The sequence below is a fragment of the Acinetobacter sp. 1566109 genome (genome assembly GCF_000582255.1).
Lineage (GTDB): Bacteria > Pseudomonadota > Gammaproteobacteria > Pseudomonadales > Moraxellaceae > Acinetobacter > Acinetobacter nosocomialis.
The window spans coordinates 20,175-44,433 of sequence record NZ_JEYB01000005.1; the positions used below are offsets into that span (position 1 = coordinate 20,175).

21 protein-coding genes are annotated in these 24,259 nt (G+C 39.3%); 9 read left to right on the forward strand and 12 right to left on the reverse strand.

Annotated features, from left to right (window positions below; genetic code table 11):
* Positions 1-2: 2 nt before the first annotated feature.
* A complete protein-coding gene (locus tag J582_RS08055) occupies positions 3-842 on the reverse strand; it encodes a peptidoglycan DD-metalloendopeptidase family protein (protein ID WP_016804676.1) in 840 nt (279 codons plus the stop codon).
* A 111-nt stretch (positions 843-953) separates the two neighbouring features.
* Positions 954-1,724, reverse strand: a complete 771-nt coding sequence (gene surE, locus J582_RS08060) for a 5'/3'-nucleotidase SurE (RefSeq protein ID WP_002052561.1) — start codon at positions 1,722-1,724, stop codon at positions 954-956.
* 102 nt (positions 1,725-1,826) lie between these two features.
* Here surE and J582_RS08065 point away from each other — a divergent pair, with 102 nt between their 5' ends.
* The 8 genes from J582_RS08065 to purB all read left to right on the forward strand — a co-directional run bounded on the left by J582_RS08065 (position 1,827) and on the right by purB (position 8,615).
* Complete coding sequence (locus J582_RS08065) at positions 1,827-2,198, forward strand: MCR_0457 family protein (RefSeq protein ID WP_004886002.1); 372 nt, start codon at positions 1,827-1,829, stop codon at positions 2,196-2,198.
* A gap of 147 nt (positions 2,199-2,345) precedes the next feature.
* Positions 2,346-2,768 (forward strand): MCR_0457 family protein, encoded by a 423-nt coding sequence (locus J582_RS08070; protein ID WP_002052886.1) that lies wholly within the window; start codon positions 2,346-2,348, stop codon positions 2,766-2,768.
* A gap of 126 nt (positions 2,769-2,894) precedes the next feature.
* Entirely contained in the window at positions 2,895-4,043 is a 1,149-nt protein-coding gene (gene dacC, locus J582_RS08075) for a D-alanyl-D-alanine carboxypeptidase PBP5/6 (protein WP_031981791.1), read from the forward strand.
* Positions 4,044-4,132: 89 nt separating this feature from the next.
* A complete protein-coding gene (locus J582_RS08080; protein WP_004707665.1) occupies positions 4,133-4,678 on the forward strand; it encodes a gamma carbonic anhydrase family protein in 546 nt (181 codons plus the stop codon).
* 119 nt (positions 4,679-4,797) lie between these two features.
* Positions 4,798-5,286 (forward strand): NUDIX hydrolase, encoded by a 489-nt coding sequence (locus tag J582_RS08085; RefSeq protein ID WP_031981790.1) that lies wholly within the window; start codon positions 4,798-4,800, stop codon positions 5,284-5,286.
* Positions 5,287-5,290: 4 nt separating this feature from the next.
* On the forward strand, positions 5,291-6,424 hold the full coding sequence (gene mnmA / locus J582_RS08090; protein ID WP_031981789.1) for a tRNA 2-thiouridine(34) synthase MnmA: 1,134 nt from the start codon (positions 5,291-5,293) through the stop codon (positions 6,422-6,424).
* Between the two features lie 13 nt (positions 6,425-6,437).
* A complete protein-coding gene (gene hflD / locus J582_RS08095) occupies positions 6,438-7,172 on the forward strand; it encodes a high frequency lysogenization protein HflD (RefSeq protein ID WP_031981787.1) in 735 nt (244 codons plus the stop codon).
* Positions 7,173-7,226: 54 nt separating this feature from the next.
* A complete protein-coding gene (purB, locus tag J582_RS08100; RefSeq protein WP_002052704.1) occupies positions 7,227-8,615 on the forward strand; it encodes an adenylosuccinate lyase in 1,389 nt (462 codons plus the stop codon).
* Between the two features lie 278 nt (positions 8,616-8,893).
* Here purB and sohB read toward each other — a convergent pair whose 3' ends face one another.
* The 7 genes from sohB to J582_RS08135 form a co-directional block, all read right to left on the reverse strand.
* Positions 8,894-9,856, reverse strand: coding sequence for a protease SohB (gene sohB / locus J582_RS08105; protein WP_031981781.1), 963 nt, complete (start codon positions 9,854-9,856; stop codon positions 8,894-8,896).
* A gap of 147 nt (positions 9,857-10,003) precedes the next feature.
* Positions 10,004-10,906, reverse strand: a complete 903-nt coding sequence (gene pstB, locus J582_RS08110; protein WP_002052705.1) for a phosphate ABC transporter ATP-binding protein PstB — start codon at positions 10,904-10,906, stop codon at positions 10,004-10,006.
* A gap of 13 nt (positions 10,907-10,919) precedes the next feature.
* Complete coding sequence (gene pstA, locus J582_RS08115; RefSeq protein WP_032047707.1) at positions 10,920-12,317, reverse strand: phosphate ABC transporter permease PstA; 1,398 nt, start codon at positions 12,315-12,317, stop codon at positions 10,920-10,922.
* A complete protein-coding gene (pstC, locus tag J582_RS08120; protein WP_004707651.1) occupies positions 12,314-13,693 on the reverse strand; it encodes a phosphate ABC transporter permease subunit PstC in 1,380 nt (459 codons plus the stop codon). Before pstC ends, pstA begins: the two co-directional genes overlap by 4 nt.
* A 100-nt stretch (positions 13,694-13,793) precedes the next feature.
* On the reverse strand, positions 13,794-14,825 hold the full coding sequence (locus tag J582_RS08125) for a substrate-binding domain-containing protein (RefSeq protein ID WP_004707648.1): 1,032 nt from the start codon (positions 14,823-14,825) through the stop codon (positions 13,794-13,796).
* A gap of 455 nt (positions 14,826-15,280) precedes the next feature.
* Complete coding sequence (locus tag J582_RS08130) at positions 15,281-16,660, reverse strand: amino acid permease (RefSeq protein WP_002052892.1); 1,380 nt, start codon at positions 16,658-16,660, stop codon at positions 15,281-15,283.
* A gap of 139 nt (positions 16,661-16,799) precedes the next feature.
* Positions 16,800-18,521, reverse strand: a complete 1,722-nt coding sequence (locus tag J582_RS08135) for an alpha-keto acid decarboxylase family protein (RefSeq protein ID WP_031981779.1) — start codon at positions 18,519-18,521, stop codon at positions 16,800-16,802.
* Positions 18,522-18,655: 134 nt separating this feature from the next.
* Between J582_RS08135 and J582_RS08140 the strand changes: the two genes are divergently transcribed.
* Positions 18,656-19,141 carry an Lrp/AsnC family transcriptional regulator gene (locus tag J582_RS08140; protein WP_004885973.1) on the forward strand — a complete coding sequence of 162 codons (486 nt, stop codon included), beginning with the start codon at positions 18,656-18,658 and terminating at the stop codon, positions 19,139-19,141.
* 71 nt (positions 19,142-19,212) lie between these two features.
* Here J582_RS08140 and J582_RS08145 read toward each other — a convergent pair whose 3' ends face one another.
* From J582_RS08145 to J582_RS08155, 3 genes are all read right to left on the reverse strand, one after another.
* Entirely contained in the window at positions 19,213-20,643 is a 1,431-nt protein-coding gene (locus J582_RS08145; protein ID WP_032047708.1) for an aldehyde dehydrogenase family protein, read from the reverse strand.
* 285 nt (positions 20,644-20,928) lie between these two features.
* Positions 20,929-22,461, reverse strand: a complete 1,533-nt coding sequence (locus J582_RS08150; RefSeq protein WP_004707641.1) for a pyridoxal phosphate-dependent decarboxylase family protein — start codon at positions 22,459-22,461, stop codon at positions 20,929-20,931.
* A 2-nt stretch (positions 22,462-22,463) separates the two neighbouring features.
* On the reverse strand, positions 22,464-23,837 hold the full coding sequence (locus J582_RS08155) for a diaminobutyrate--2-oxoglutarate transaminase (protein WP_031981775.1): 1,374 nt from the start codon (positions 23,835-23,837) through the stop codon (positions 22,464-22,466).
* Positions 23,838-24,259 lie beyond the last annotated feature (422 nt).

Here is a 24,259-nt window from a genome sequence, read left to right on the forward strand (position 1 = left end):
AGCTAATTTGGTAAAAGATTTGCCGGATTGATTGGTTTACCGTCAAGGCGAATTTGGAACTCAAGCATGACACGAGAAGCCCCTGAAGATCCCATTTCAGCAATCTTTTGGCCTGCGGTTACATTGTCTCCACTCTTCACCATCATCTTGCTATTGTGGGCATACGCACTGATATAGCCATCAATATGTTTGATTAAAACGAGATTACCGTATTCTTTTAAACCATCGGCTGCGTATACAACTTGACCGTCAGCTGCCGCATAAATAGGATCACCTTGGTTACCACCGTAACGAATTCCTTTGACATTATTCGCCAAATTAAATCCTTGGATAACCGGACCATTATTTGGTTTCACCCAACGCAAGCTTGAACTTGGAATTGAAGCCCCTACGCTAGTATTGGTTGTTGGTGCAACTGTTCTTGGCGGCGGTGTAGTAACCGTTGTTGTTGGCGGAGTTGTGGTTGTCGGTAATGCAATTGTTTGGCGCTTAATTGGCTCTTGTTGCGCCATGACTTGTGTCGACACGGTTTTTGGTGAAGAAGATTTTTTCAATCGTAATGATTGATTAACATAAATACGATATGGCGGAGCAATATCATTCATCTCTGCAATACTGAGATAGTCCAAACCATAACGCATTGCAATGCCACTTAAAGTATCACCTGAACGAACGGTGTAATAGTTAGGAGCCATTGAATAGCGAGAACTATTATTAATTTGTGGTTTAGAAGCACATCCTGCCATTGCAACAGTAAAACCTACAGCTACAGACAACATCATAATTTTCATTATATTGTCTCTTTGAATATGCGATCTGCTTTGTTGCCCAGTTAAATGCATCGATCTCCCTCACTAAATGCTACAAATCATTTCGGCTAAGAGTACCAAAAAAGTAAGAGGAAACATGTTCCTCTTTTTCTATATTCACAAAGTTATAACATTCGGGCCAAATTATTGACCCAAGCTTGCCTGCAAATCCTCTAAAACCGCATAGTTTGTTGCATCCATCTGAATTGGGGTCACACTCACAAAACCGTTTGCAACCGCAAAAAAGTCAGATTGAATCTGGCTAGCAATACGCTGCGGGTCCGTAACTGCTTCACCTGCCAGACCAATCCAGTAGACCTGTCTTCCTCTTGGGTCGACATGACTTGTGATGGGTTTAGACTGAGCACGGCGTCCTTGATAGGTAATTTGTGTACCTTTCAACTGAGGTACATCCGGAATATTAATATTAAAAATATGTCGAGGTGGTAGCGCAGGTAAACCTTTGGCAATAAAGTCATGTACCCATTTGGCTGCTTGCGCATAATCATCTTTATGGTTGTATGAACGCACATCAGAACCCGCTAAAGAAACCGCAATTGCAGGCTGTTTCATTAAGCGTCCTTCAAATGCAGCGCCGACTGTTCCCGAATACAGAACATCATCACCTAAGTTTGCACCACTGTTGATTCCACTAACCACCAAGTCAAATTCGAAATCAAACAATCCATTCATAGATAAATAGACGCAATCGGCTGGCGTTCCATTTACAGCCCATACATCTTCAGCAATTTGAATAGGACGTAAAGGGCGATCTAACGTTAACGCGCTCGAAAATCCACTTCTTTCACTTTCTGGAGCAACTACTACAACACGGCCTAATGGTTTTAACGCTTCAGCTAAAGCCTGTATACCTGGTGCAAATACACCGTCATCATTCGCAATTAGAATATTCACAAAAAATCTTTCTCGACAAATAAACCCGAAGGTTTTCTCAATTGAATTATTTGTTGAATTATATATATTTATGCCTCCATAGCATTATAAAATTGTGAAAAAATGAAAACTTTCGCTCCTTTTTTTCAAGTATTGGGGATCAGTATCACATTGTGTACGCAAACGGTTTTTGCTGATGAGGGTATCTCGACACAAGAAGCTGATAGCTTAATTAAAGATGACATTGCATCTACTCAAGTTTTACAAGAAATTTGCCCTAGTTTTGTTGGCGCAAATAAAAATCTTGAAACGAATACTAAAAAGATTATTGCAATGTACCTTGGTGGTTATTCCAATAAGTCAATTACCTTTTCTGCCCTACAAAATGATGCAGAATACAAGACACTTTTAAGTGAAGCTCGCCAAGCGGCAAAAGAAATGGATCACCATGAGCAACACGAACTTTGTCAGGAAGTGGTAAATTACAAAGATTAAGCTTATTTGACTCAATACGCTTTTCTTTGAAGGGTTTTCTGTTTATGTAAAGCAGAAAACCTACATAACAATACATTTTTTCCATTTTTTTAGCGTTTAAATTGTTTAAGCTATCGGCATATTTCAAATTTTTGTTTCAGGTTATCCATGTTTATGAAAAAAAGCTTAGTTCAATCACTTTCTGTTGTTTTACTCATGACAATGGCAACAGTGGGTTATGCTGCTGACAAGAAAAAAACAGCTGAAAAGAAAACTGAAAATGAAAATGTTGTTGAAGTTACGCCGACCAAAGGGACTACACCCGAAGAATTAGCAGCAATTCAAGTACTTTCTGAAATTTGTCCAAGTTTAATTGGCAAAAAAGATGCTGAATTTGCCCAAGGTTATGAGCGCCTTGTGAAAGATTATTTACCAAATGAAGCAGACCCAGTTGCAGCTTTAGAAAAACGTAGCAAAGACAAAAGTTTCAAGAAAGTCTTAAAAGAAGCACGTAATGATGCAAAAGCTGCTGGTAACGAGCAAAACAAGTTAGTTTGTCAAGACGTAAAAGCTTATCAATCGCAAAACTAAATTAGTTAAAAACTCTCTAGTTACAATACTGTTTGAAAAAGCCGACTTCCCCCATAGAAGTCGGCTTTGCTTTGTCCTAAAATGCTAGGCTCTTCTGCTTCACACAAGATATTGGAATTACCTAGAATGACTCGAAAAAGCGCTATTGCTGCACTCCTCCTCTCACCAAGTTTTTCTTATGCAGCAACTGTCTTATCAGCTCCGCCAGAATTAAATAATAAGTCTTATGTATTAATGGATTACGAGACAGGACAGATTCTCGCTTCTAAAAATGAAAATGAAAAGCTTGCGCCTGCTTCTATGACTAAAATGATGACAAGCTACATCATTGAACAAAAACTATTAAAAGGTGAGCTTACCGAGAATGAAAAGGTTCGTATGAACGAATCTGCTTGGTGTAAAGGAAGCAGCGCTGAATCATGTATGTATGTACCATTAAATGGCACTGCAACAGTTTTAGAAATGCTTCGAGGTATTATCATTCAGTCTGGTAATGATGCGTCAAAAGCAATGGCTGAACATATTGCAGGAAATGAAGGTACTTTTGCTCACCTCATGAACCAGGAAGCAAAACGTATTGGTATGACAAATACCCAGTTTATGAACTCTACGGGCTTACCTGCAGAAGGTCATTATTCAACTGCAAAAGATATGGCTGTTCTAGCTCAACATATTATTAAAGACAGCTCAAGATACTATCCAATTTACTCTGAGAAAGAATTTACATTTAACGGTATCAAGCAAGGTAACCGTAATGCGTTACTTTATACCGACCCAAGTGTTGACGGTTTAAAAACAGGCCATACAGATGAAGCTGGTTACTGCTTAACAACTTCAAGTAAACGTGGCCCAATGCGCTTAATCTCAGTTATTTTTGGTACTGACAGCGTTAATGAACGTGCTAACCAAACACGCGCGTTGTTGTCTTGGGGCTTTGCGAACTTTGAAACTGCAAATGTTCAACCTGCAAACCAAGTTCTTGCAAAAGCTAAAGTATGGTTCGGTAAAGAAAATGAAGTTCAAATTGGTTTAGCAGAGAACTTCAATGTCACTATGCCTAAAGGCAAAGCAGGTGGTATAAAAACTCAATTGGTTGTTCAACCAAATTTAAATGCCCCTCTTCAAAAAGGCCAAGTGGTGGGTAAACTTGTTGCAAGTTTAGATGGCAAGGTCATTGCTGAAAAACCTCTTGTTGCATTAAAACCAGTTGAAGAAGCAGGCTTCTTTGCACGCATGATCGACCATATCAAACAATTCTTTAGTAACTTATTCTAATTTTAGAATAGTTCAATTAAGCACTCATGCTATTAGCTTGAGTGCTTTTTTATTTTATACTTCTATTAAATTTTATTTTGATGCTTCTCATGACAAAAAACATCCGTCCTTATTTAGATCATCATCCACAAATTGATCCAAGTTGTTACATTGATGAAATGTCCGTGGTTGTCGGTGATGTTAAATTGGCCGAAAATGTTTCGGTATGGCCTTTTGCAGTCATTCGCGGAGATGTAAATAGTATTCAAATTGGTAAAAATAGTAATGTACAAGACCATTGTATGTTACATGTCAGCCATAAAAATGATGCCAAGCCTAATGGTTCACCTCTTATTATTGGTGAAGATGTGACGGTGGGTCATCATGTGACTTTACATGGCTGTACAATTGGCAACCGCGTACTAGTCGGGATCAATACCGTCATTTTAGATGATGTCGTTATTGAAGATGATGTAATGATTGGTGCGGGAAGTTTAGTTCCACCTCGTAAAGTCTTAAAAAGTGGTTATCTCTACGTTGGAAGTCCAGTACAGCAAGTACGTCCTCTAACTGAAAAAGAATTGGCATTTTTACCTTACTCAGCAAGACATTATGTAAAAGTGCAAAATAACCATAAAGATAACCAAACCAATTAGTACATACTCAATTTTTCAAACGATAGAGCTTTTATAGTTCTCTATCGTTTGTAAGATCACCGTAGCCAAAAACCCCTAAATTTCGTATCATACGACTTTTAAATTCATGGTGCTTTTTTATGGCCGCATGGACTCCTCATGTCACTGTCGCTACAGTCGTAGAAAAAGATGGACGTTATCTTTTTGTCGAAGAACATAGCGAAGGTTTTGTACACACTGTGTTTAATCAACCTGCTGGTCATGTGGAATGTGGTGAAACGCTAATAGAAGCGGCTATTCGTGAAACACTTGAAGAAACGGGTCATCATGTTGATATAGATGCCTTACTTGGTATTTATACATATACCCCACCTATGTTTCCGGACCGTACTTACTATCGCTTCTGCTTTTTAGCACATGTCACTCATGTCGAAAGCGACCCAAAACTTGATACAGGTATTGTTTCTGCTGTCTGGATGACTCTAGATGAGCTTCAAGAATCTGCCCGCGCTCGTAGTCCTCTGGTCATTAAAGCGATTGAAGATGCCATAAAAGGTCTCCATTATCCTTTAGCTCTTATTTATGAGCACCCTTTCTCTCCCTCATTAACTTCTCATTTGGATGCCTAGTCCTATGCAACAACGTGTCATCGTCGGTATGTCTGGTGGCGTAGATTCATCTGTTTCTGCGGCACTCTTACTTCAACAGGGTTATCAAGTTGAAGGTCTCTTCATGAAAAACTGGGAGGAAGATGACGGCACGGAATACTGTACAGCAATGGAAGATTTAGCCGATGCTCAAGCAGTAGCAGATAAAATCGGTATTAAACTTCACACTGCAAACTTTGCGATGGAATATTGGGATCGTGTATTCGAACACTTCTTGGCTGAATATGCAGCTGGTCGTACCCCAAACCCAGACATCTTATGTAATAAAGAAATTAAGTTCCGCGCATTTTTAGACCATGCCATGACTTTAGGTGCTGACTTTATTGCAACAGGTCACTATGCTCGTCGTGCTGAAACTGCATATAACTCTAAAGGTGAAGCATATGCACCTTTATTACGTGGTTTAGATAATAATAAAGATCAAACTTATTTCTTGCATGCAGTGCATGGCCGTGAAATTAATAAAACGCTCTTCCCTGTTGGCGAAATTGAAAAACCGGAAGTTCGTAGAATTGCCGAAGAGCTGGACTTAGCAACTGCGAAGAAAAAAGATTCAACTGGTATATGTTTTATCGGTGAACGCCGTTTTAATGACTTCCTTAAACAATATTTACCCGCTCAACCAGGTAAAATTGTGCTGGATAATGGTAAAGAAGTTGGTGAACATCACGGTCTGATGTACTATACGCTCGGTCAGCGTGGTGGTATTGGTCTGGGCGGTATGAAAGGTGCAGCTGAAGGTGCATGGTTTGTACTTCATAAAGACGTTGCCAATAACCGTTTAGTTGTAGGCCAAGGACATGAACACCCACTGATGCAAAGTACACAGCTTTGGAGTGAGTCCATTGACTGGGTAGCAGGTGAACAACATATTCCAGCTGAAGGATTACGTTGTACCGCTAAAACACGCTACCGCCAGCCTGATCAGGCTTGCACAGTGTTTATTGATGAAAATAGTGAACACGGTATTCGTGTTGAGTTTGATGAACCTCAACGCGCAGTTACACCGGGTCAAAGTGTTGTATTTTATTCAGATGAAGTTTGCCTAGGCGGGGGTGTGATTCACCATACAAATGCCCCTACACCAAATTTTATTTAAGGGAATGAGTGGCATGGTGGAGTTACCCTTTCAACAATCACAAGCCTTGAATGTTCGCCAAAACCGTGCCCTTGCTTTAGCTGGGGTATTCCAAGCGACCCAGCTTACACATATGACTGCTATGACAGGTCAGCAAAGTATTGGTGAAAGTGGTAACTTCTATTTTGAGTTATTAATAAAGGCGAGTTTAAATATTCGCCCGACAACAAATAATAATAACGTTCAGACTTTAGATTTTTTTAATCAACTGGCTGATATTTCGTTAGGTCTTAAAACACTCGAAAATTGTATTACCCAGCCTTTTACCAATGCGCCTAAGTCTCGTTTACCTAAAATGCGTAGTGCAAAGCTTCCTATGTCTTACGCAATGTCACTTTTGCAATTAGAAAAGAAGGTCTATAGCAATCCTGAATATGTGGCGATTATTGAAAAAGCGCAGCAGAAGATTTTAAAACAGCTTTCTTTTTTCGATAATAACTATTTACACCCCAGCATTTTAGCCAATTTGGCACAAACCTATGTTGATACTGCCGGGCAAATTAATCCACGCATTCTTGTTCGTGGTAATGCTGAGGCATTTAAAGATACCAACCATACCAACCGTATTCGTGCTTGTCTGTTTACAGGGCTACAAATGGCTCATTTATGGCGACAACTCGGCGGTAGTTCATGGAATATGATTTTTAGCAAACGTAAATTGCTACAGGATATTCAAGCACTTGCTCGCTTACAGTACCAAGTTATCTAAGTCTGTAACGAGATTATTTTTGTTTTATGTTTATTCCAGCATTAAGGAATCGTTATGAACGCTTTAACCGCACTATCACCATTAGATGGACGTTATGCCAGCAAATGTGATGCGCTACGCCCTTTTCTTTCTGAGTTTGGTTTAATTCATGCTCGTGTCACTGTAGAAGTGCGTTGGTTACAAGCGCTTTCTAATCGTCCAGAAATTATTGAAGTTGCTCCTTTCTCAGCTGAAACAAATGCAGCTCTAGATGCAATCGTGAGCAACTTCTCTGAAGAAGATGCGAATCGCATTAAAGAAATTGAACGTACAACTAACCATGACGTAAAAGCAGTTGAATATTTCTTGAAAGAGAAAATTGCTGGTATTGCTGAATTACAAAATGCGGGTGAGTTCATTCACTTCGCTTGTACATCAGAAGACATCAATAACTTGTCTCATGCGCTTATGCTTAAAAACGGTCGTGAAGTTTTAGTATCAAGCATGAAGCAAATTTTAAATGCAATTTCTGCTTTAGCAACGACTCATGCTGAACAACCGATGTTGTCTCGTACACATGGTCAAACTGCTAGCCCAACAACTTTGGGTAAAGAAATGGCGAACGTTGCATATCGTTTAGCTCGCCAAATCAAGCAATTTGAAAATGTTGAGTTACTCGGCAAAATCAATGGTGCAGTAGGTAACTACAATGCTCACCTTTCTGCTTACCCAGATGTTGATTGGCCAGCGCACTCACAAGCTTTTGTTGAATCTTTAGGTTTAACATTTAACCCATACACAACTCAAATTGAGCCACATGACTACATGGCTGAATTATTTGATGCGTTACGTCGTTACAATACAATTTTGATCGACTTTAACCGTGACGTATGGGGTTATATCTCTTTAGGTTACTTCAAACAAAAACTTAAAGAAGGTGAAGTTGGTTCTTCAACTATGCCGCACAAAGTTAACCCGATTGACTTTGAAAACTCTGAAGGTAACTTAGGCATTGCAAATGCTGTGTTGGCTCACTTAGGCGAAAAATTACCAATTTCTCGCTGGCAGCGTGACTTAACTGACTCAACTGTACTTCGTAACATGGGTGTTGGTTTTGCTCAAAGCTTAATTGCTTTTGATGCTTGCTTAAAAGGTATTGGCAAACTTGAATTGAATGCAAACCGCTTGAATGAAGATCTTGACCAAGCTCAAGAAGTTCTTGCAGAGCCAATTCAAACAGTTATGCGTCGTTATAACGTTGAAAAACCATATGAGAAGTTAAAAGCTTTAACTCGTGGCCAAGCAATGACTCGCGACATGATGGTTGATTTCGTAAATGGTAATGAACTTGCTCAAGTACCAAGCGAAGAGCGTGCTCGTTTAGCTGAGCTTACACCTGCAACTTATACAGGTAATGCAGCTGAACAAGCAAAACAAATTAACGATTTAATTAGCAAAATCTAATTAAAAAAGTTGATAAAAGCGAAGCTTAGGCTTCGCTTTTTTATTACACTCTCTCCTGTAAAATAAGCACCAACAAACGCAACCATAATAATGATGTGCAAGATTCTTATAAGAATATCAATATGAGATAAAGTTTTTGACATCACAAGACTCAAAAATTTAAAAATAACCACAACTTTGGCAATTGAAACTTAAACAAATATTAATCAAATTGGTTTAATGGCTCCCATAAAAAAAGAGCACCTATAAAGGTACTCTTTCGTTAAAAAATATTTTAATTAAAATTTCGTATCGCGCATTTGCACCAAAGTTGAATTCGCTTTTGCCAATGTATCTGCAACTTTATTCATTACCGCTGGAATCAAACTATCCGCCATTTGGGCCGCTTGTAGACCTAACTTTTCACCCAAAGTTGCCTTTTTACGTGTATTAATCACATAGACATCATGCTGAGGTAACAACGCTAATAGATACTCATCAGAAGTTTCTAGTTTATCTACAAGGTTTAAATCAAGTGCATCTTGTCCATACCAATGCTCACCTGTAGCAACTTTGTCTACATTAAGCTGTGGACGATACTTCTCTACAAAGTGCTTAAACAAGATATGTGTTTGTTGTAGCTCTTCTTCAAACTTCGCCTTACCTTCAGGTGTATTTTCACCGAACATAGTCACAGTACGCTTATATTGCCCTGCTGTGTAAAGTTCGAAGTCAACGTTATGCTCTTTTAAAAGACGATTGAAATTTGGAACCTGAGCAACGACACCAATCGAACCAACAACAGCAAATGGTGCAGAAATAATTTCATTTGCAATACAAGCCATCATATAACCACCACTTGCAGCGACTTTGTCGACAGAGATCGTTAAATGAAAACCTGCATCACGCAAACGAACTAACTGAGCTGCTGCCAGTCCATAACCATGAACCATACCACCCGGACTTTCAAGACGTACCACTACGCGGTCACGTCCAGCTTTAGCTGTAGCTAAAATAAGTGTGATTTCTTCACGAAGGTTTTCAACCGCAGATGCTTGAATGTCACCTTTAAAATCTAAAACAAAAATCTTCTGATTGTTCTTACGGCGGATTTTAGCTTCTTTTGCAAGTTGTTGAGCCAATTGTAAAAGCTCTAAACGGCTTGCTGTCGTTTGTGCAATTTTTTTTCTCTGTTCATTTACACGTGCATTTAAATGACTAACACGTATTTCCGCAGGGAGTTTAGGCAAATGGAATAACATAAAATTCTATGCTCATAAGTTTGTCTTTATAGCCTTAAGATGTGGTTCTTTTGAATAAAATTCAATAGCGATTTTGCAAAATAGATTCATTTTCATTTATTAAATAAAAAAAAGAGCACAAGGCTCTTTTTCTTTTACAGCTAGAAATTAACCGAAACGGCCAGTAATGTACGCTTCTGTCAATTGATGGTCAGGTTGCGTAAATACTTTTTCTGTAGAGTTTACTTCGATCAAATCACCTAAATGGAAGTAAGCTGTACGGTCTGAAACACGTGCTGCTTGTTGCATTGAGTGCGTTACAATCACAATCGTATATTGATCAGAAAGTTCTGAAATAAGCTCTTCCACTTTTGCTGTTGCAATTGGGTCAAGTGCAGAACATGGTTCATCCATCAAAATGACTTCAGGACTTACCGCAATCGTACGTGCAATACATAAACGTTGTTGCTGACCACCAGATAAGCCTGTACCCGGCTGATTCAAACGGTCTTTCACTTCTTCCCATAAGCCCGCTTTACGCAAGCTATTTTCAACAATTTCTTCTAGGTCATATTTGTCACGTGCTAAACCATGTAGCTTTGGTCCATATGCAACGTTATCAAAAATAGACTTAGGAAACGGGTTTGGCTTTTGGAATACCATACCCACCTGAGCACGTAGCAATACAACGTCCAGATTCGGATCATAGATATTTTTGTCATCTAAAGTGATCTTACCTGTTACACGACAACCATCAATTGTGTCATTCATACGGTTTAAGGTACGTAGGAAAGTCGATTTACCACAACCTGATGGTCCGATAAATGCAATCACTTCATTTTGATAGATATCTAAATCAATGCCTTTAATCGCTTCGAAGTCACCATAATAAACATGGGCATCTTGTGCACTGATCTTGATTTCGGTTGAGTTTGGCTTTTTTGAAGTATGTGGCTCAAAATGCGAAACATACGAAGTGCCATGATGCAGTTGTGTATCTGTAAGTGGAGATTGTTCAGTATTCACTAACTTATCCTTTTCTAAGGAATTCGTAATATCGATAGTATTCATTATTTATCCTCTATTACCAACGCACTTCGAACTTTTTACGTAACCAAATTGCAAGGCTGTTTAAACCAATCATTAATGCAAGGAGTACGATAATCGCAGCAGCTGTACGGCCTTCGAAGAAGTTACGCAACTCATTACCTTGCCATAAGTAAACTTGAACAGGTAAAGCAGTTGCTTGATCAAATGGAGTTGATGGAATACTTGCAACGAATGCACTCATTCCGATTAAAAGTAACGGTGCAGTTTCACCAAGCGCATGTGCCACACCAATAATTGAACCTGTCATGATGCCCGGCATAGCCAAAGGTAAAACATGGTGGAAAACAGTTTGTACTTTAGATGCCCCTAAACCAAGAGCAGCTTGTCGAATTGATGGAGGTACAGCTTTTAAAGAAGCACGTGTTGTAATAATGACTGTCGGTAATGTCATTAAACTTAATACCAAACCACCGACAAATGGAGCTGATAATGGTAAATGCATCCAACCAATGAAAATTGCAGCACCAAGTAAACCGAATACAATTGAAGGAACAGCAGCAAGGTTATTAATGTTGACCTCAATGATGTCGGTAATAAAATTCTTTGGAGCAAACTCTTCAAGATAGATAGCGCTGGCAACACCAATTGGGATCGAGATAATGATCACAATCAACATCATGAACAATGAACCCATGAATGCACCTGCAAGACCACTAATTGCTGGTGAGCTACGAGAATCCGGATTCTTAAATAAGTTAGTATTAAATGTATTTTCAAGAATACCTTTTGCTTTCAAATCATCTGCGAGCTTACGGATTTCCGGATCGAGCTGCTGCTGGTCATCTGGTAATGAACGGTCAATGTTACCTTTTAACCAGACATCTACGTTAGCATCACCCAAGAAAGTAAGATTCTCTTTTTTACCAATAAGTGATGGGTCAGCAAATACCATGTCACGTAAACGATAAGCTTCCGAGCTTGCGTAAAGGCTACGTAAAGAATCACGTTGTGACTCAAGTGAAGGGTCTTTAGCAACTATTCCATTTACGATGAGGCTGTCCCAATCCACCATACCCATTTTTGTTTGCCAATCGACATAACGTTCTTGGTAATGAGCAGGTGTTTCACCTTGTGCACGTACTGGCAATGGACCGGCATCAATCACTTTAGGATCGAAGTAAACTGGTACATTTATACTGGTTTGCCAAAAAGCAGGTAAACCTTTTGCCAAAATACTACCAAACAGTAGCGCTACGAATGCAAGGCCAATAACCACTGCTGATAAACCAGCAATACGGAAAGCTTTTTCTTTACGGTGACGTTTAGCCAATGACTTTTCAATGACTTTTTTACGGCGATCACGTGCCTGAGCAGCAGCTTGTGGATCAAATACGTTCTGATCCATAGGAGACGATGTATTTGATGTACTCATTCGTATTGCTCACGGTATTTACGCACAATGTACAGTGCAACAATGTTTAATCCCAAGGTGATTACAAAGAGTGTTAAACCCAATGCAAATGCCACCAAGGCCTGTGGGCTTGCAAAATCGGTATCGCCAGTTAACTGTTTTACGATGGTTACGGTAACTGTCGAAACAGCTTCAAACGGATTTGCATGTAGAAGTGGACTGTTCCCCGCTGCCAAAACCACAATCATGGTTTCCCCCACGGCACGCGATACAGCCAATAAAAATGCCCCTGTAATGCCCGGTAAAGCTGCTGGTAAAACCACTTGGCGAATTGTTTCTGATTTAGTTGCGCCAAGTCCAAGTGAACCATCACGAAGTGCACGAGGTACTTGAGTAATAATGTCATCAGATAAAGATGAAACGAACGGGATAATCATGATTCCCATTACGAAACCAGCAGTCAAAGCACTGGTTGCATTAATTTCAATACCGACATGAGCACCAACAGCTTTAAAAAATGGACCAATAATCATCATGGCAAAAACACCATACACAATTGTTGGAATACCCGCTAAAACTTCAATCGTTGGTTTTGCCCATGAGCGCAACCATGGTGACGCATATTCAGCTAAATAAATGGCAATCATTAAGCCAACCGGTACTGCAACCAATAAGGCAATACCACTGACCATGAGCGTACCCCATAGCAATGGTAATAACCCATAGCTACCTTCGGCATTGCCTGAAGTGCTAAAGCCGGGGTTCCACTCTGTACCAAAGAAAAAGTCGATTGGACTTACAAAATGGAAAAAGTGCATTGCTTCGCCAAACATCGACATTACAATGCCGATTGTGGTCAAAATTGCCACGCCAGAACACAAGATCAAACCAACATTAATCGCACGTTCCACTTGGTTACGTGCACGATATTCTTGGCTAATTTTTTTCTTTGCCCAGACTAGACCTAATAATGCAGCACAAACAACAACAGCAAATTTGGCAAAAGAGCCAATGGTTTGAAATTTTGCATATTGCTGAGCAGCAGCCAACTCATAAGCAGCTGGATGATCACTTACCCCAAAACCAGAAGCAATCGCTTGAACTCGATCAACAAGTACACTTCTTGCTGCTTCATCAAGAGAAGCTGACACAGAAGCTGGAATATTATTAAAGATAATATGATTTAAAATATTTGGTTCAACCAAGTTCCAAATTATCAAAATTAAAAAAGCAGGGATACCGCACCAAAGTCCAACCAGTGCGCCATAATAACCAGGACGAGAATGTAATGTCGCTGAGTTGCTTCCCTTACCTGCTAGGTTACGGCTTTTTCTCAGCCCAAGTTGATATGCAATTGCCACAAGGGCTAACAACACACCGATAAGTAGCAGATTCATGTATTCTCCACTGTTTTCTCAATTGTCATAATTTGGGAAAAACGTGTTAGACAAAAAGGCTGATGATCACTTGGGATCACCAGCCCCTATTCAAAACAAATTATTTAACAGTTTTACCTGCTTTAAAGTCAGCTAGGACTTTAGCGCGCTCTGCATCAGACATCGCGATTAAGCCATCACGCTCAGCTTTAGAACCTTTACCAGTCGCTTTTTTGCTTAGGAAGTATTCTACATACTGTGGTAAACCTTTAACTGATTTTAAGTGTTCGCCTTTCACATAGAAGAATAATGGGCGAGATACAGGATATGTACCATTTAACACAGTTTTCTCAGAAGGAAGTACGTTGTTTACTGATGCTACACGTAACTTGTCACGGTTCATGTCATAGAAACTTAAACCAAACACGCCTACTGCACTTGGAGAAGTTTTTAAGCGAGCTAAAGTTTCTGTATAGTCACCAGCAATTTCAATTACACGACCATCTTTACGGAAAGTCGAACATGCTTTCTTCTGAGCATCTTTATCTAAGTTTTTGAAGTATTCGTATGATTCACAACCAGCATCAACCATTTTCTCTTGGAAAACTTCACGCGTACCGTGGTTAGACGCAGGAATTACAAGTGTAATAGGTTCATTAGGAAGTGATTTGTCGATTTGATTCCAGTTTGTATATGGGTTTGGAACCAATTTACCTTTTGAAGGCAACTGTGCAGCTAAAGCAGCAAACACATGGTAAGGTTTTAATTTATAAGCTGCTTTATGTGAGCTAGACGCGAATACAATACCGTCATAACCAATTTTGATTTCTTGAATTTGTTTTACACCAGCTTTGTTACAAGCTTCAATTTCAGTGCTTTTAATTTTACGAGAAGCGTTTGCAACGTCGATCGTGTTGTCACCAACGCCTTGACAGAACTGTTTTAAACCAGCAGAAGAACCACCAGAACCTACAACAGGAGTTTTAAATTGAGGGAATGTATTACCAAACTCTTCAGCTACAACACTGGCAAACGGTAATACAGTTGAAGAACCAGCAATTTGAATCGTATCACGAGCTGCATTTGCAGTCGTTGTTACAGCGGCCCCAGTTACTGCTAACGCAATTGCGATTTGACGTGGATTTAAGCGCATTCTGTTCTCTCTCATTAATGCAATAGGTTGTACGTCACTTTTTGTTTAGTGCTTGTACGCTCTTCGATAGCTGCATTGTGAATAGAAAATATGACAAATAAGTTACAGTATTATGACGCTTTAATGATTTTTATAATGTTCATTGTCACATTTTTAATTTTATTTTATATCAAGCATTTAAACTTATTTTATAAGGCTTAGAGAACCTAATTTTTATATTAAATATGACAATCATCCCAATTACCAAATTTACAATTATTCTTAAATTATAAAAACTTAAAGAATTTAATAAATTGTTATTACAAATTTAATTTTTGACACATTTCTCAAATTTTTAGATGACATATTTGTTTTTAAAAAATTATTTCGTTCAAAGATGAAAATATTATGACAAAAAGATAAACGGTTACATGCTTTTTGTCAGATAACCGCAATATCACCGTAAATTAAGCTTATCAGTTTGATTGTACTTCTGGCATTGGGACCATTTTTTTACGGTACTTCAAGAAATACATAATGGCTAAAACAGCAAGCCAGATCGGCCCCAAAATCACAGCCAGTCTCATATCTGGCGTCATCGCCATAATAATAAGAATGAAACATACAAAGCTAATGGTTAAATAGTTACTCCATGGGCTCATGATGCTTTGAAACTTAGTTTGACGACGTTGTAATTTCATTGCTTTAGTAAATTTCAAATGCGTGACAGAAATCATGAGCCAGTTAATGACAAGCGCTGCAACAACCAACATCATAAAGAGCTGAAAAGCTTGGCCAGGAATTAAATAGTTCACCACCACACAGACTGCTGTGATTGATGCAGACACCACTGCTGCCGGAACTGGAATACCACGGCTATTTACTTTTTTCAAAATTGCTGGCGCATTACCCTGCTCTGCTAAACCATGCAACATACGGCTATTACAATAAATACAACTGTTATAAACCGAAATAGCAGCAATCAAGACCACAAAGTTCAGAACATTGGCAACGCCATTACTATTGAGTGACTGGAAAATTAAGACAAATGGACTACCGCCTTCTGCCACCATATTCCAAGGATAAAGACATAAAAGAATACCAATTGCACCGATATAAAAAATCAAGATGCGGTACACAATCTGGTTCACTGCTTTTGGAATTGTTGTTTCAGGTTTTTTGGTTTCTGCAGCTGCAATACCAATAAGCTCTAAACCACCAAATGCAAACATAATCACAGCCAAAGCCATAATAAAGCCATGAATACCATGCGGAAAGAAACCACCGTGTTGCCATAAATTTGCAACACCTGCTTGCGGACCTGCTGAGCCTGAAAGTAAAAGATAAGCACCGAAGCCAATCATACTTAAAATCGCAACAATTTTAATGCAGGAAAATAAGAACTCGGATTCCCCAAAAAAGCGGACATTTACCAAGTTAATGCCGTTAATTAAAATAAAGAAAAATAATGCAGTCATCCATGTTGGAATTTCAGGCCACCAGAACTGTATAAACGTGCCAATTGCACTCAGTTCGGCCATACTTACCAGTACATACAACACCCAGTAGTTCCAACCAGACATAAAGCCAGCCATTTTGCCCCAGTATTTGTTCGCAAAATAACTAAAAGAACCACTTACCGGTTCTTCAACAACCATTTCACCTAAATGACGCATAATTAAAAAGGCAATCACTCCTGCAATTGCATATCCTAATAAAATTGAAGGACCAGCCAATTTAATTGTTTGAGAAAGACCTAAAAATAACCCAGTTCCGATCGCCCCTCCGAGTGCGATGAGTTGAATATGCCGATTGGATAAGCCTTGTTTTAACTCGTGCTTATTATTTGCATCCATAACATTATCTCCAATGTTGGTGTCACTTCCTGTACACCTTTATTCAGCACCACATCCGAAGATCAGAAACCGACCTTCGGACATAAATTGCTTTAATATGAGTCCATTTAATTTTGAGAAGACGTGTCCTATCTTCTATTTAAAACGAGCTTGCATCCTTACATTTAATAGGTTGGGAACGCTCCTTTAAAATTTCGTAGCCACGATCGCCGTAATCAAAACGTGCAATCACAGAAGCAAATTTTTTCAAACTCACCGGGGCATCCATTGCTGGTAGTTTTAATTCAATAAAAGTTAACTGGTCATTTTGCTGAACGTTGTCTAGAACACTCTTTAACTGCCCTGCGGTTTCAACCACATAAGTTGTATGGCCTTTCTTACCGTTAAATACCGCTGGAATTTCAGTGTATTTCCAGTTTTGCACGTCGTTATAGGCAGCGTTTTCACCCATAATTAAGCGCTCAATGGTATAGCCGCCATTGTTCAGCAAGAAAATAATTGGTTTTAAACCATGACGGATAATTGTAGAAAGCTCTTGTACCGTAAGCTGGAACGAACCGTCACCAATAAATAGAATTTGACGGCGTTCAGGGGCAGCCAACAAACTACCAAGCAAAGCCGGTAAGGTGTAACCAATAGACCCCCAAAGCGGCTGTGCAATATATTTAGCTGTAGCAGGCAGCTTTATACCTGACAAAGCAGAGTTTGATGTCCCGACTTCACCAATAATCACATCATCTTCTTTTAAGAAACCCGAAATGTAATTCCAAAGCACATCTTGGCTAAGCTTCTGTTGTGCTGGAGCTTCAACTACTTTCTGAGGTTGTTTTTCAAGAAGGGGGACTGACGATTTACGTGGCGCAACTTTTTTATTTAGCTCAACAAGTAATTGTCCAATTTCAATACCCGGAAAATCCTGCCCAAAAATATTTAAGCCATAAGATTTAATTTCGATGTAGTTCTTGGTCTCAATTTGATGAGTAAATACAGCTGAGCCTACATCGGTAAAGCGCGCGCCAATACCAATTAAACAGTCAGATTGTTCAATGATATTTTTCACATGCGGTTGGCTTGCCCCACCAACATAAGTACCAATGTAGCGTGGTGAGCCTTCATCCATAATATTTTTTGCAGTATTCATGCCTGCAAATGGAATTGAGCATTTTTGAGACAAATCATTTAAAAGTGAAGTTACACCAAACACTGAAGCTTCATTATCAACTAAAAGCGCTGGACTTTGAGCATTCTCAATAATGTCACAAAGTTTGCTTACCACACTTTGCAATAATTCAGGTTCAACTGCTGGATAGCTTAGGTCGAGTGGACGCTCAGACACTTCAATTTTAACGTGGGTAATATCACCAGGTAGTTGGATGTGTACAGGACGGCGTTCAAGGAAACACTGACGTAAAACACGATCAATTTCAGAAGCTGCATTTGCAGGAGTTAAACGAGTTTGGGCAACTGTGAACTCTTTCATACAGTTCATAATATTGTCATAGTTACCATCGACAAGCGTGTGGTGAATTAAAGTGCCCTTTTGAACTGCATGTAAAGGTGGAATACCTGAGATATGAATAAGAGGTACATTTTCTGCATAGGCACCTGCAATACCATTAATGGCACTTAAGTCACCTACACCATAAGTCGTAGCCAAGGCAGAAAAACCGTTAATTCGTGCATATCCGTCTGCTGCATAGGCAGCATTTAATTCATTACAATTTCCAATAAATTCGAGTTGTGGGTCTGCTTCAACTTGTTCTAGATATGAGAGGTTAAAATCACCAGGTACACCAAAAAGATGTTGGATACCCATTTGTTTTAGACGAAGATTTAAAAATTCACCAATTTCTATGAACATTGCTCTATATCCTTTGAGACCAATTTTTATTCCATAGAAAAATAATATTTCATCTATCTTTTAGATTTCGTGCATAATAAAAACGCATTTTAATAAAAATACATGATTTGTGTATCATAAAAGGATTTTATGCAATGGATAAGTTCGACTGGCAAATCATTCAGGCACTACAAAAGAATGGACGACTCACCAATCAGGAAATTGGAGATTTAATCGGTTTATCTGCTTCTCAATGTTCAAGACGACGTCAATTGCTTGAGCAAAAAGGCGTGATTCTTGGCTACACGGCACGCATCCAGCAACAGGCGTTAGGGCTTGAAGTTACAGCAATGATTCACATTAATTTAAGGACACACGAAGCCAAATCACAACAAGCTTTTCAAGAGCTGATTGAAGCTGAAGATAACATTCAGGATGCTTTTTCAATTAGTGGCGATGCAGATTTTATTTTAAAAGTTGTTGCTGAAAACTTAGAACAGCTTTCTCAATTTGTGACTGAAAGATTGCTTTCTTATAATTTTATAGGTCACATAAAATCTTACATTGTTCTGAAAAAAATTAAAGAACAGAATCATTTTTTAATTAAACCTAAAAGCCTGAGCTATCATCACTCCCAATAAATAAGCGAAGTCTTTCTACCATATCGGTGAAAATAAAAAGGCGGATACTAGATCCGCCTTAAAATTAATATTTAGACTTTACTGATGTGAACCGTTTGTCCAATCGTATTTTCAAGCAAACCTTCTAAACCAAACTCAGCGCCTAAGCCAGACATTTTCCAGCCACCAAAAGGTGCATGAGGTAGCACTTCTGCATGGGTATTAATCCAAACCGTTCCGCATTGAAGCTGCGTAGCATAGGTCTGTGCGGCTTTAAGATCAGAAGACCAAATTGAACCGCCTAAGCCAAACTCACTGTCATTGGCACGGGCAATAGCATCGTTGATATCGGCATATTTTAAAATAGGCAACACTGGGCCAAACTGCTCTTCTTGTACCACGCGGCAAGAGTCAGAAACTTCAGTCAAAATAGTTGGCGCAATAAAATAGCCTTGCTCTGGTAGCTGTTGTTGTCCAGAAAGTGCTTTTGCACCTTGTTCAATCGCTTCAGCAATAAGAGCTTTCACCTTGTTATATTGCATTTTGTTTTGTACTGGACCAAATGTTGTAGAAGATGCCATACCATCACCCACCACTTGAGCGTTGGCAATATCAGCTAACTTTTGAGATAAAGCCTCATATTGGCTTTCATGTACATATAAACGCTTCAATGCCGCACATGTTTGACCAGCGTTTAAGAACGCCATATTAAAAATCTTAGCTGCAATTTCATCGATATTTGCATCTGGCAATACAATACCAGCATCATTACCGCCGAGCTCTAAAGTTAAGTGTTTTAGCTGCTGAGCTCCCCCAGCCATAATGTGCTGACCAGTTCGAGTTGAGCCAGTAAAGACAACTTTTTGCACATCTGGATGAGAAGATAATGCTTCGCCAATCTCACCAGCTCCAACCACAATTGAGATTACACCAGCCGGAACTTCTTGCTGAATGATTTCACATAAACGTAAAGTCGATAGTGGTGTGTATTCAGAAGGTTTGCTAATCACAACATTACCCGCACGCAATGCAGGCATGATGTGCCAAACTGCAATCATGAGTGGCCAGTTCCATGGCGTAATTGAAGCCACTACACCCAATGGTTGGCGATGGCGCTCAATACGCTTAGTTTCACTGTCTTCAATTACTTCTACCGGTAAATCCATAGAAGCCGCATAACGCGTCCAGCCAATTGCACCCTGCACTTCCATTTGTGCAAGTGCCAGTGGTTTACCTTGTTCAAGAACAACCAGCTCTGCGAGCATTTCAGCGTGCTTTTCAATGCCATCTGCAATTTTATTTAGGATTGATTTACGTTCATCATGCGAGGTTTGTTGCCAAGCTTTAGATGCCTGTTTAGCTGCACTCACTGCTTGGTTCACCTGCGCAACTGATGCTTTTGCACAACGTGCAGCAGTTAAGCCAGTAGCAGGGTTAAGAATTTCTAGTTCACCTTGTTCACCTGAACAACGTTGACCGCCAATAATGAGTTTAAATTCATTGAGCATATTCGCTTGTTGCATTTCTTCTTCCTTGTCTTAATTGTAATTACAGCCACTTACTTTTTTCAGTTAAAGCGGGATTATTTAAAGTAAGTGCGATATTGATATATCAATACAACCCAAAATATCTGGAACCTACCAATACAATAAGAAATTTGCTCCCCATAAATCATGCATAATTATTTTTGTTTTTTGAAAATATGCATATTTTGTGCATATTAGTCTTTTCCGATGCACACTTTTAATAAAAATAATATGTAATAAAAAAGCCCGGCAATAAACCGAGCTTTTTTAGTATCAACTCAATTAGTCGATTGGTGGTACGTAATTACCAGAAGCAATCGCATCTTTAATGCGGTCAGCTTCAGCCAATACTTGAGCTAAAAGGTTTTTAACATTTTCAAATGTTACAACAGGGCTTAATGTAGTCATTTTCAATGACTGTACATTACCAACTTTTGTTACACCGATATTTGCTTCACCACGTGCAAACAATTCGTCTGCTACGTTTTGATTTAAGCTATCGATAAACTCAACTGGATAACCTTCTGGTACAACACGGAACAATACCGAAGCAAATTGTGGTTCAACTAAAAGCTCTAAACCGTCAGTTGCCTTGATGTAATCTGCAACTTCACGAGTCAGTTTTACACCATGGTCAATCATTGAACCATATAGGTCTTCACCAAGTGATTCAATTGTCATCCACAATTTTAATGCATCAAAACGACGAGTCGTTTGTAATGACTTAGACACAAGGTTAGGTACACCATGTTCTTCGTCATAAGCAGAGTTCAAGTACTCAGCTTCGTAGTGCATGAAACGATAGTTCGCTTCGTCTTTTAACAAGAACGCACCACAGCTAATGCTTTGGAAATAATGCTTATGGAAGTCGAGGGTGATCGAGTCAGACAACTCAATACCATCAAGCATTGCACGATAGTCATTTGACAAGATCAGTGCACCGCCCCATGCAGCATCGATGTGCATCCATGAACCATATTTCGTTGTGATTTCACGAATTTTCTTCAATGGATCAATTGCACCAGCATCGGTTGTACCTGCTGTCGCAACAACACAAGCAACAACTTTACCTTCGGCTTGAAGATGCGCCATCGTTTTTTCGAGAGCATCAACATCCATCTGAGCATTTTCATTCACAGGTACAGTTACAACTGACTGGAAGCCCATGCCCATCATTGCCATGTTCTTTTGCACAGAGAAATGCGCATTTTCAGAACAAATGACTTTGACGTTTTTCATTGCTTCAGCTGGAATACCATCACGCTGTACAGACCATGGATTACCATTTTCGTCTTTCCAGTTTTTCGCAATGCACCAGTCACGAGCAAGCAACACACCCATCAAGTTAGATTGAGTACCGCCAGAAGTGAAAACACCTGCCTGACCAGAACCATAACCTACTTTTTGACGCAACCAATCAATCAGCTGAACTTCCATTAATGAACCTGCCGGGCTTTGATCCCATGAGTCCATAGACTGGTTAGTTGCATTGATTAACACTTCCGCGATCTGGCTCATCACCATAGTTGGGCAGTGTAAATGCGCTAATGAATGTGGATGGTGTACTTTCAAGCTTTTATTTAAGAAAAGCTCAATCATACGTTGAAGAGATTGTTGTACACCCATACCTTCTTTTGAAGGTTGGAAAGAAATTGCTGAACGCAATTCTTTAATGCTACCGCCTGTGTACATTTTTTCATTTTGCAACCATGCTGAAACGGCTTTTACCGCTTCGCCCATTGCTGACTCATAGTCAGCAATGGATTGTGCATCATTGCAGAGTAACGCTTTACGATGTTCTGCAAAATCCACCATATTTAAGCGCCTCGTACTGCAACCAATGCTTCTGCAACTGCTTTCTTGAAGCGGGCAATTACTTCAACACACTCTTCTTGAGTAATGATGAGTGGGCAAAGTAAACGAATTACTGTACCGTTACGACCGCCTTTTTCAAGCAATAACTTGTTGTTAAAGCAAGCAGTCTGGATCGCAGCTGCTAACTGAGAATCAGCAGGATGAGAACCGATACGGTCAGCAGGTTTACGCTCGTCAACGATTTCAACGCCGATCATTAAACCGCGGCCACGTACGTTACCGATACATGGGAATTCAGTAGCTAATTTTTTCAATTCAGCTTGTAAGAAGTCACCACGCTCTTGCACATTTTGAGCAAGATTTTGTTCGCTAATCGTTTTTAATACGACAAGACCAGTACCCATAGCAAGTTGGTTACCACGGAAAGTACCCGTATGACCAGCAGGCTGCCAAGCATCAAATTTACGTTTAATACCTAATACTGCAAGTGGTAAACCACCACCTACTGCTTTAGACATTACAACAACATCAGGTTCAATACCTGCATGTTCAAATGCAAACATTTTGCCTGAACGTGCAAAGCCAGCTTGAACTTCGTCTAAAATTAAAACGATGTTGTGCTTTTCAGTTACTTCACGGATTTTTTGCAACCATTTTACTGGAGCTGTAACAACACCGCCTTCACCCTGAATTGCTTCAAGAATAACAGCAGCCGGCTTAGTTACACCGCTTTCAACATCTTCAATAAAGTTTTCAAAATAGTAAGTTAAAGCATCAACACCAGCTTCACCACCTAAACCAAGTGGGCAGCGATATTCATGCGGATATGGCATGAATTGTACGCCTGGCATTAAACCATTAACTGCATTTTTCGCACTTAAGTTACCAGTCATTGCTAGTGAACCATGGGTCATACCATGATAACCACCAGAGAAACTGATTACTGAACTACGACCAGTGTAAGTCTTAGCAAGTTTAATTGCTGCTTCAGTCGCATCTGCACCAGCAGGACCACAGAACTGTAAGCAATACTCTTCTTTACCACCTGGTAAATATGCTAACAACGCTTCAGTAAACGCATCTTTTAAAGGTGTGGTTAAGTCTAAAGTATGCAATGGCAAACCACTTGCCAATGTGTCTTGAATACTTTGAATCACCGCAGGATGATTATGACCTAAAGCCAATGTACCTGCCCCAGCTAAACAATCAAGGTACTGTGTACCTTCAACATCAGTAACCCAGCAACCTTGTGCTTTCGCTATCGCTAACGGTAATTTACGTGGATAGCTACGAACATTCGATTCCATTTGACTTTGGCGAGTCAAATAATATTCGTTAGTAGCATTAGTGGCAGGGTTGACAGAAGTAACGCTCATATCGGATTACCATCTCTGATAAGGGTAGAAAGAAATAAGTCTGGTGACTTTTGGTCCTTTGACTCGGTGCTTTATAGAACTAGCGAAGACACATATTTTATATCTTGTAACTAGGAGCGCGATGATACCTAATTTTGCAAGAAAAAAAACGTCTTTTGTGTACTTTACTCATCTAATCTTATTGAAAAAATGTATTATCCCAATAGTTATGATGAATTATCATCATACTATGTGACAACCTAAAGAAAATATTCTTTTTTTATATTAGTTTGATTTTTTAATTTACATTGAAATACTTTATTTTTAAGTTTTTATTTTTTAAAGCTTTTGTCTGCACCAAAAATTAAAAAACTTGATTTAAATATTACAAATACCCCACAAAATCTGCAAAAGTTATGCATAACTTATGTTTAACATTTCTT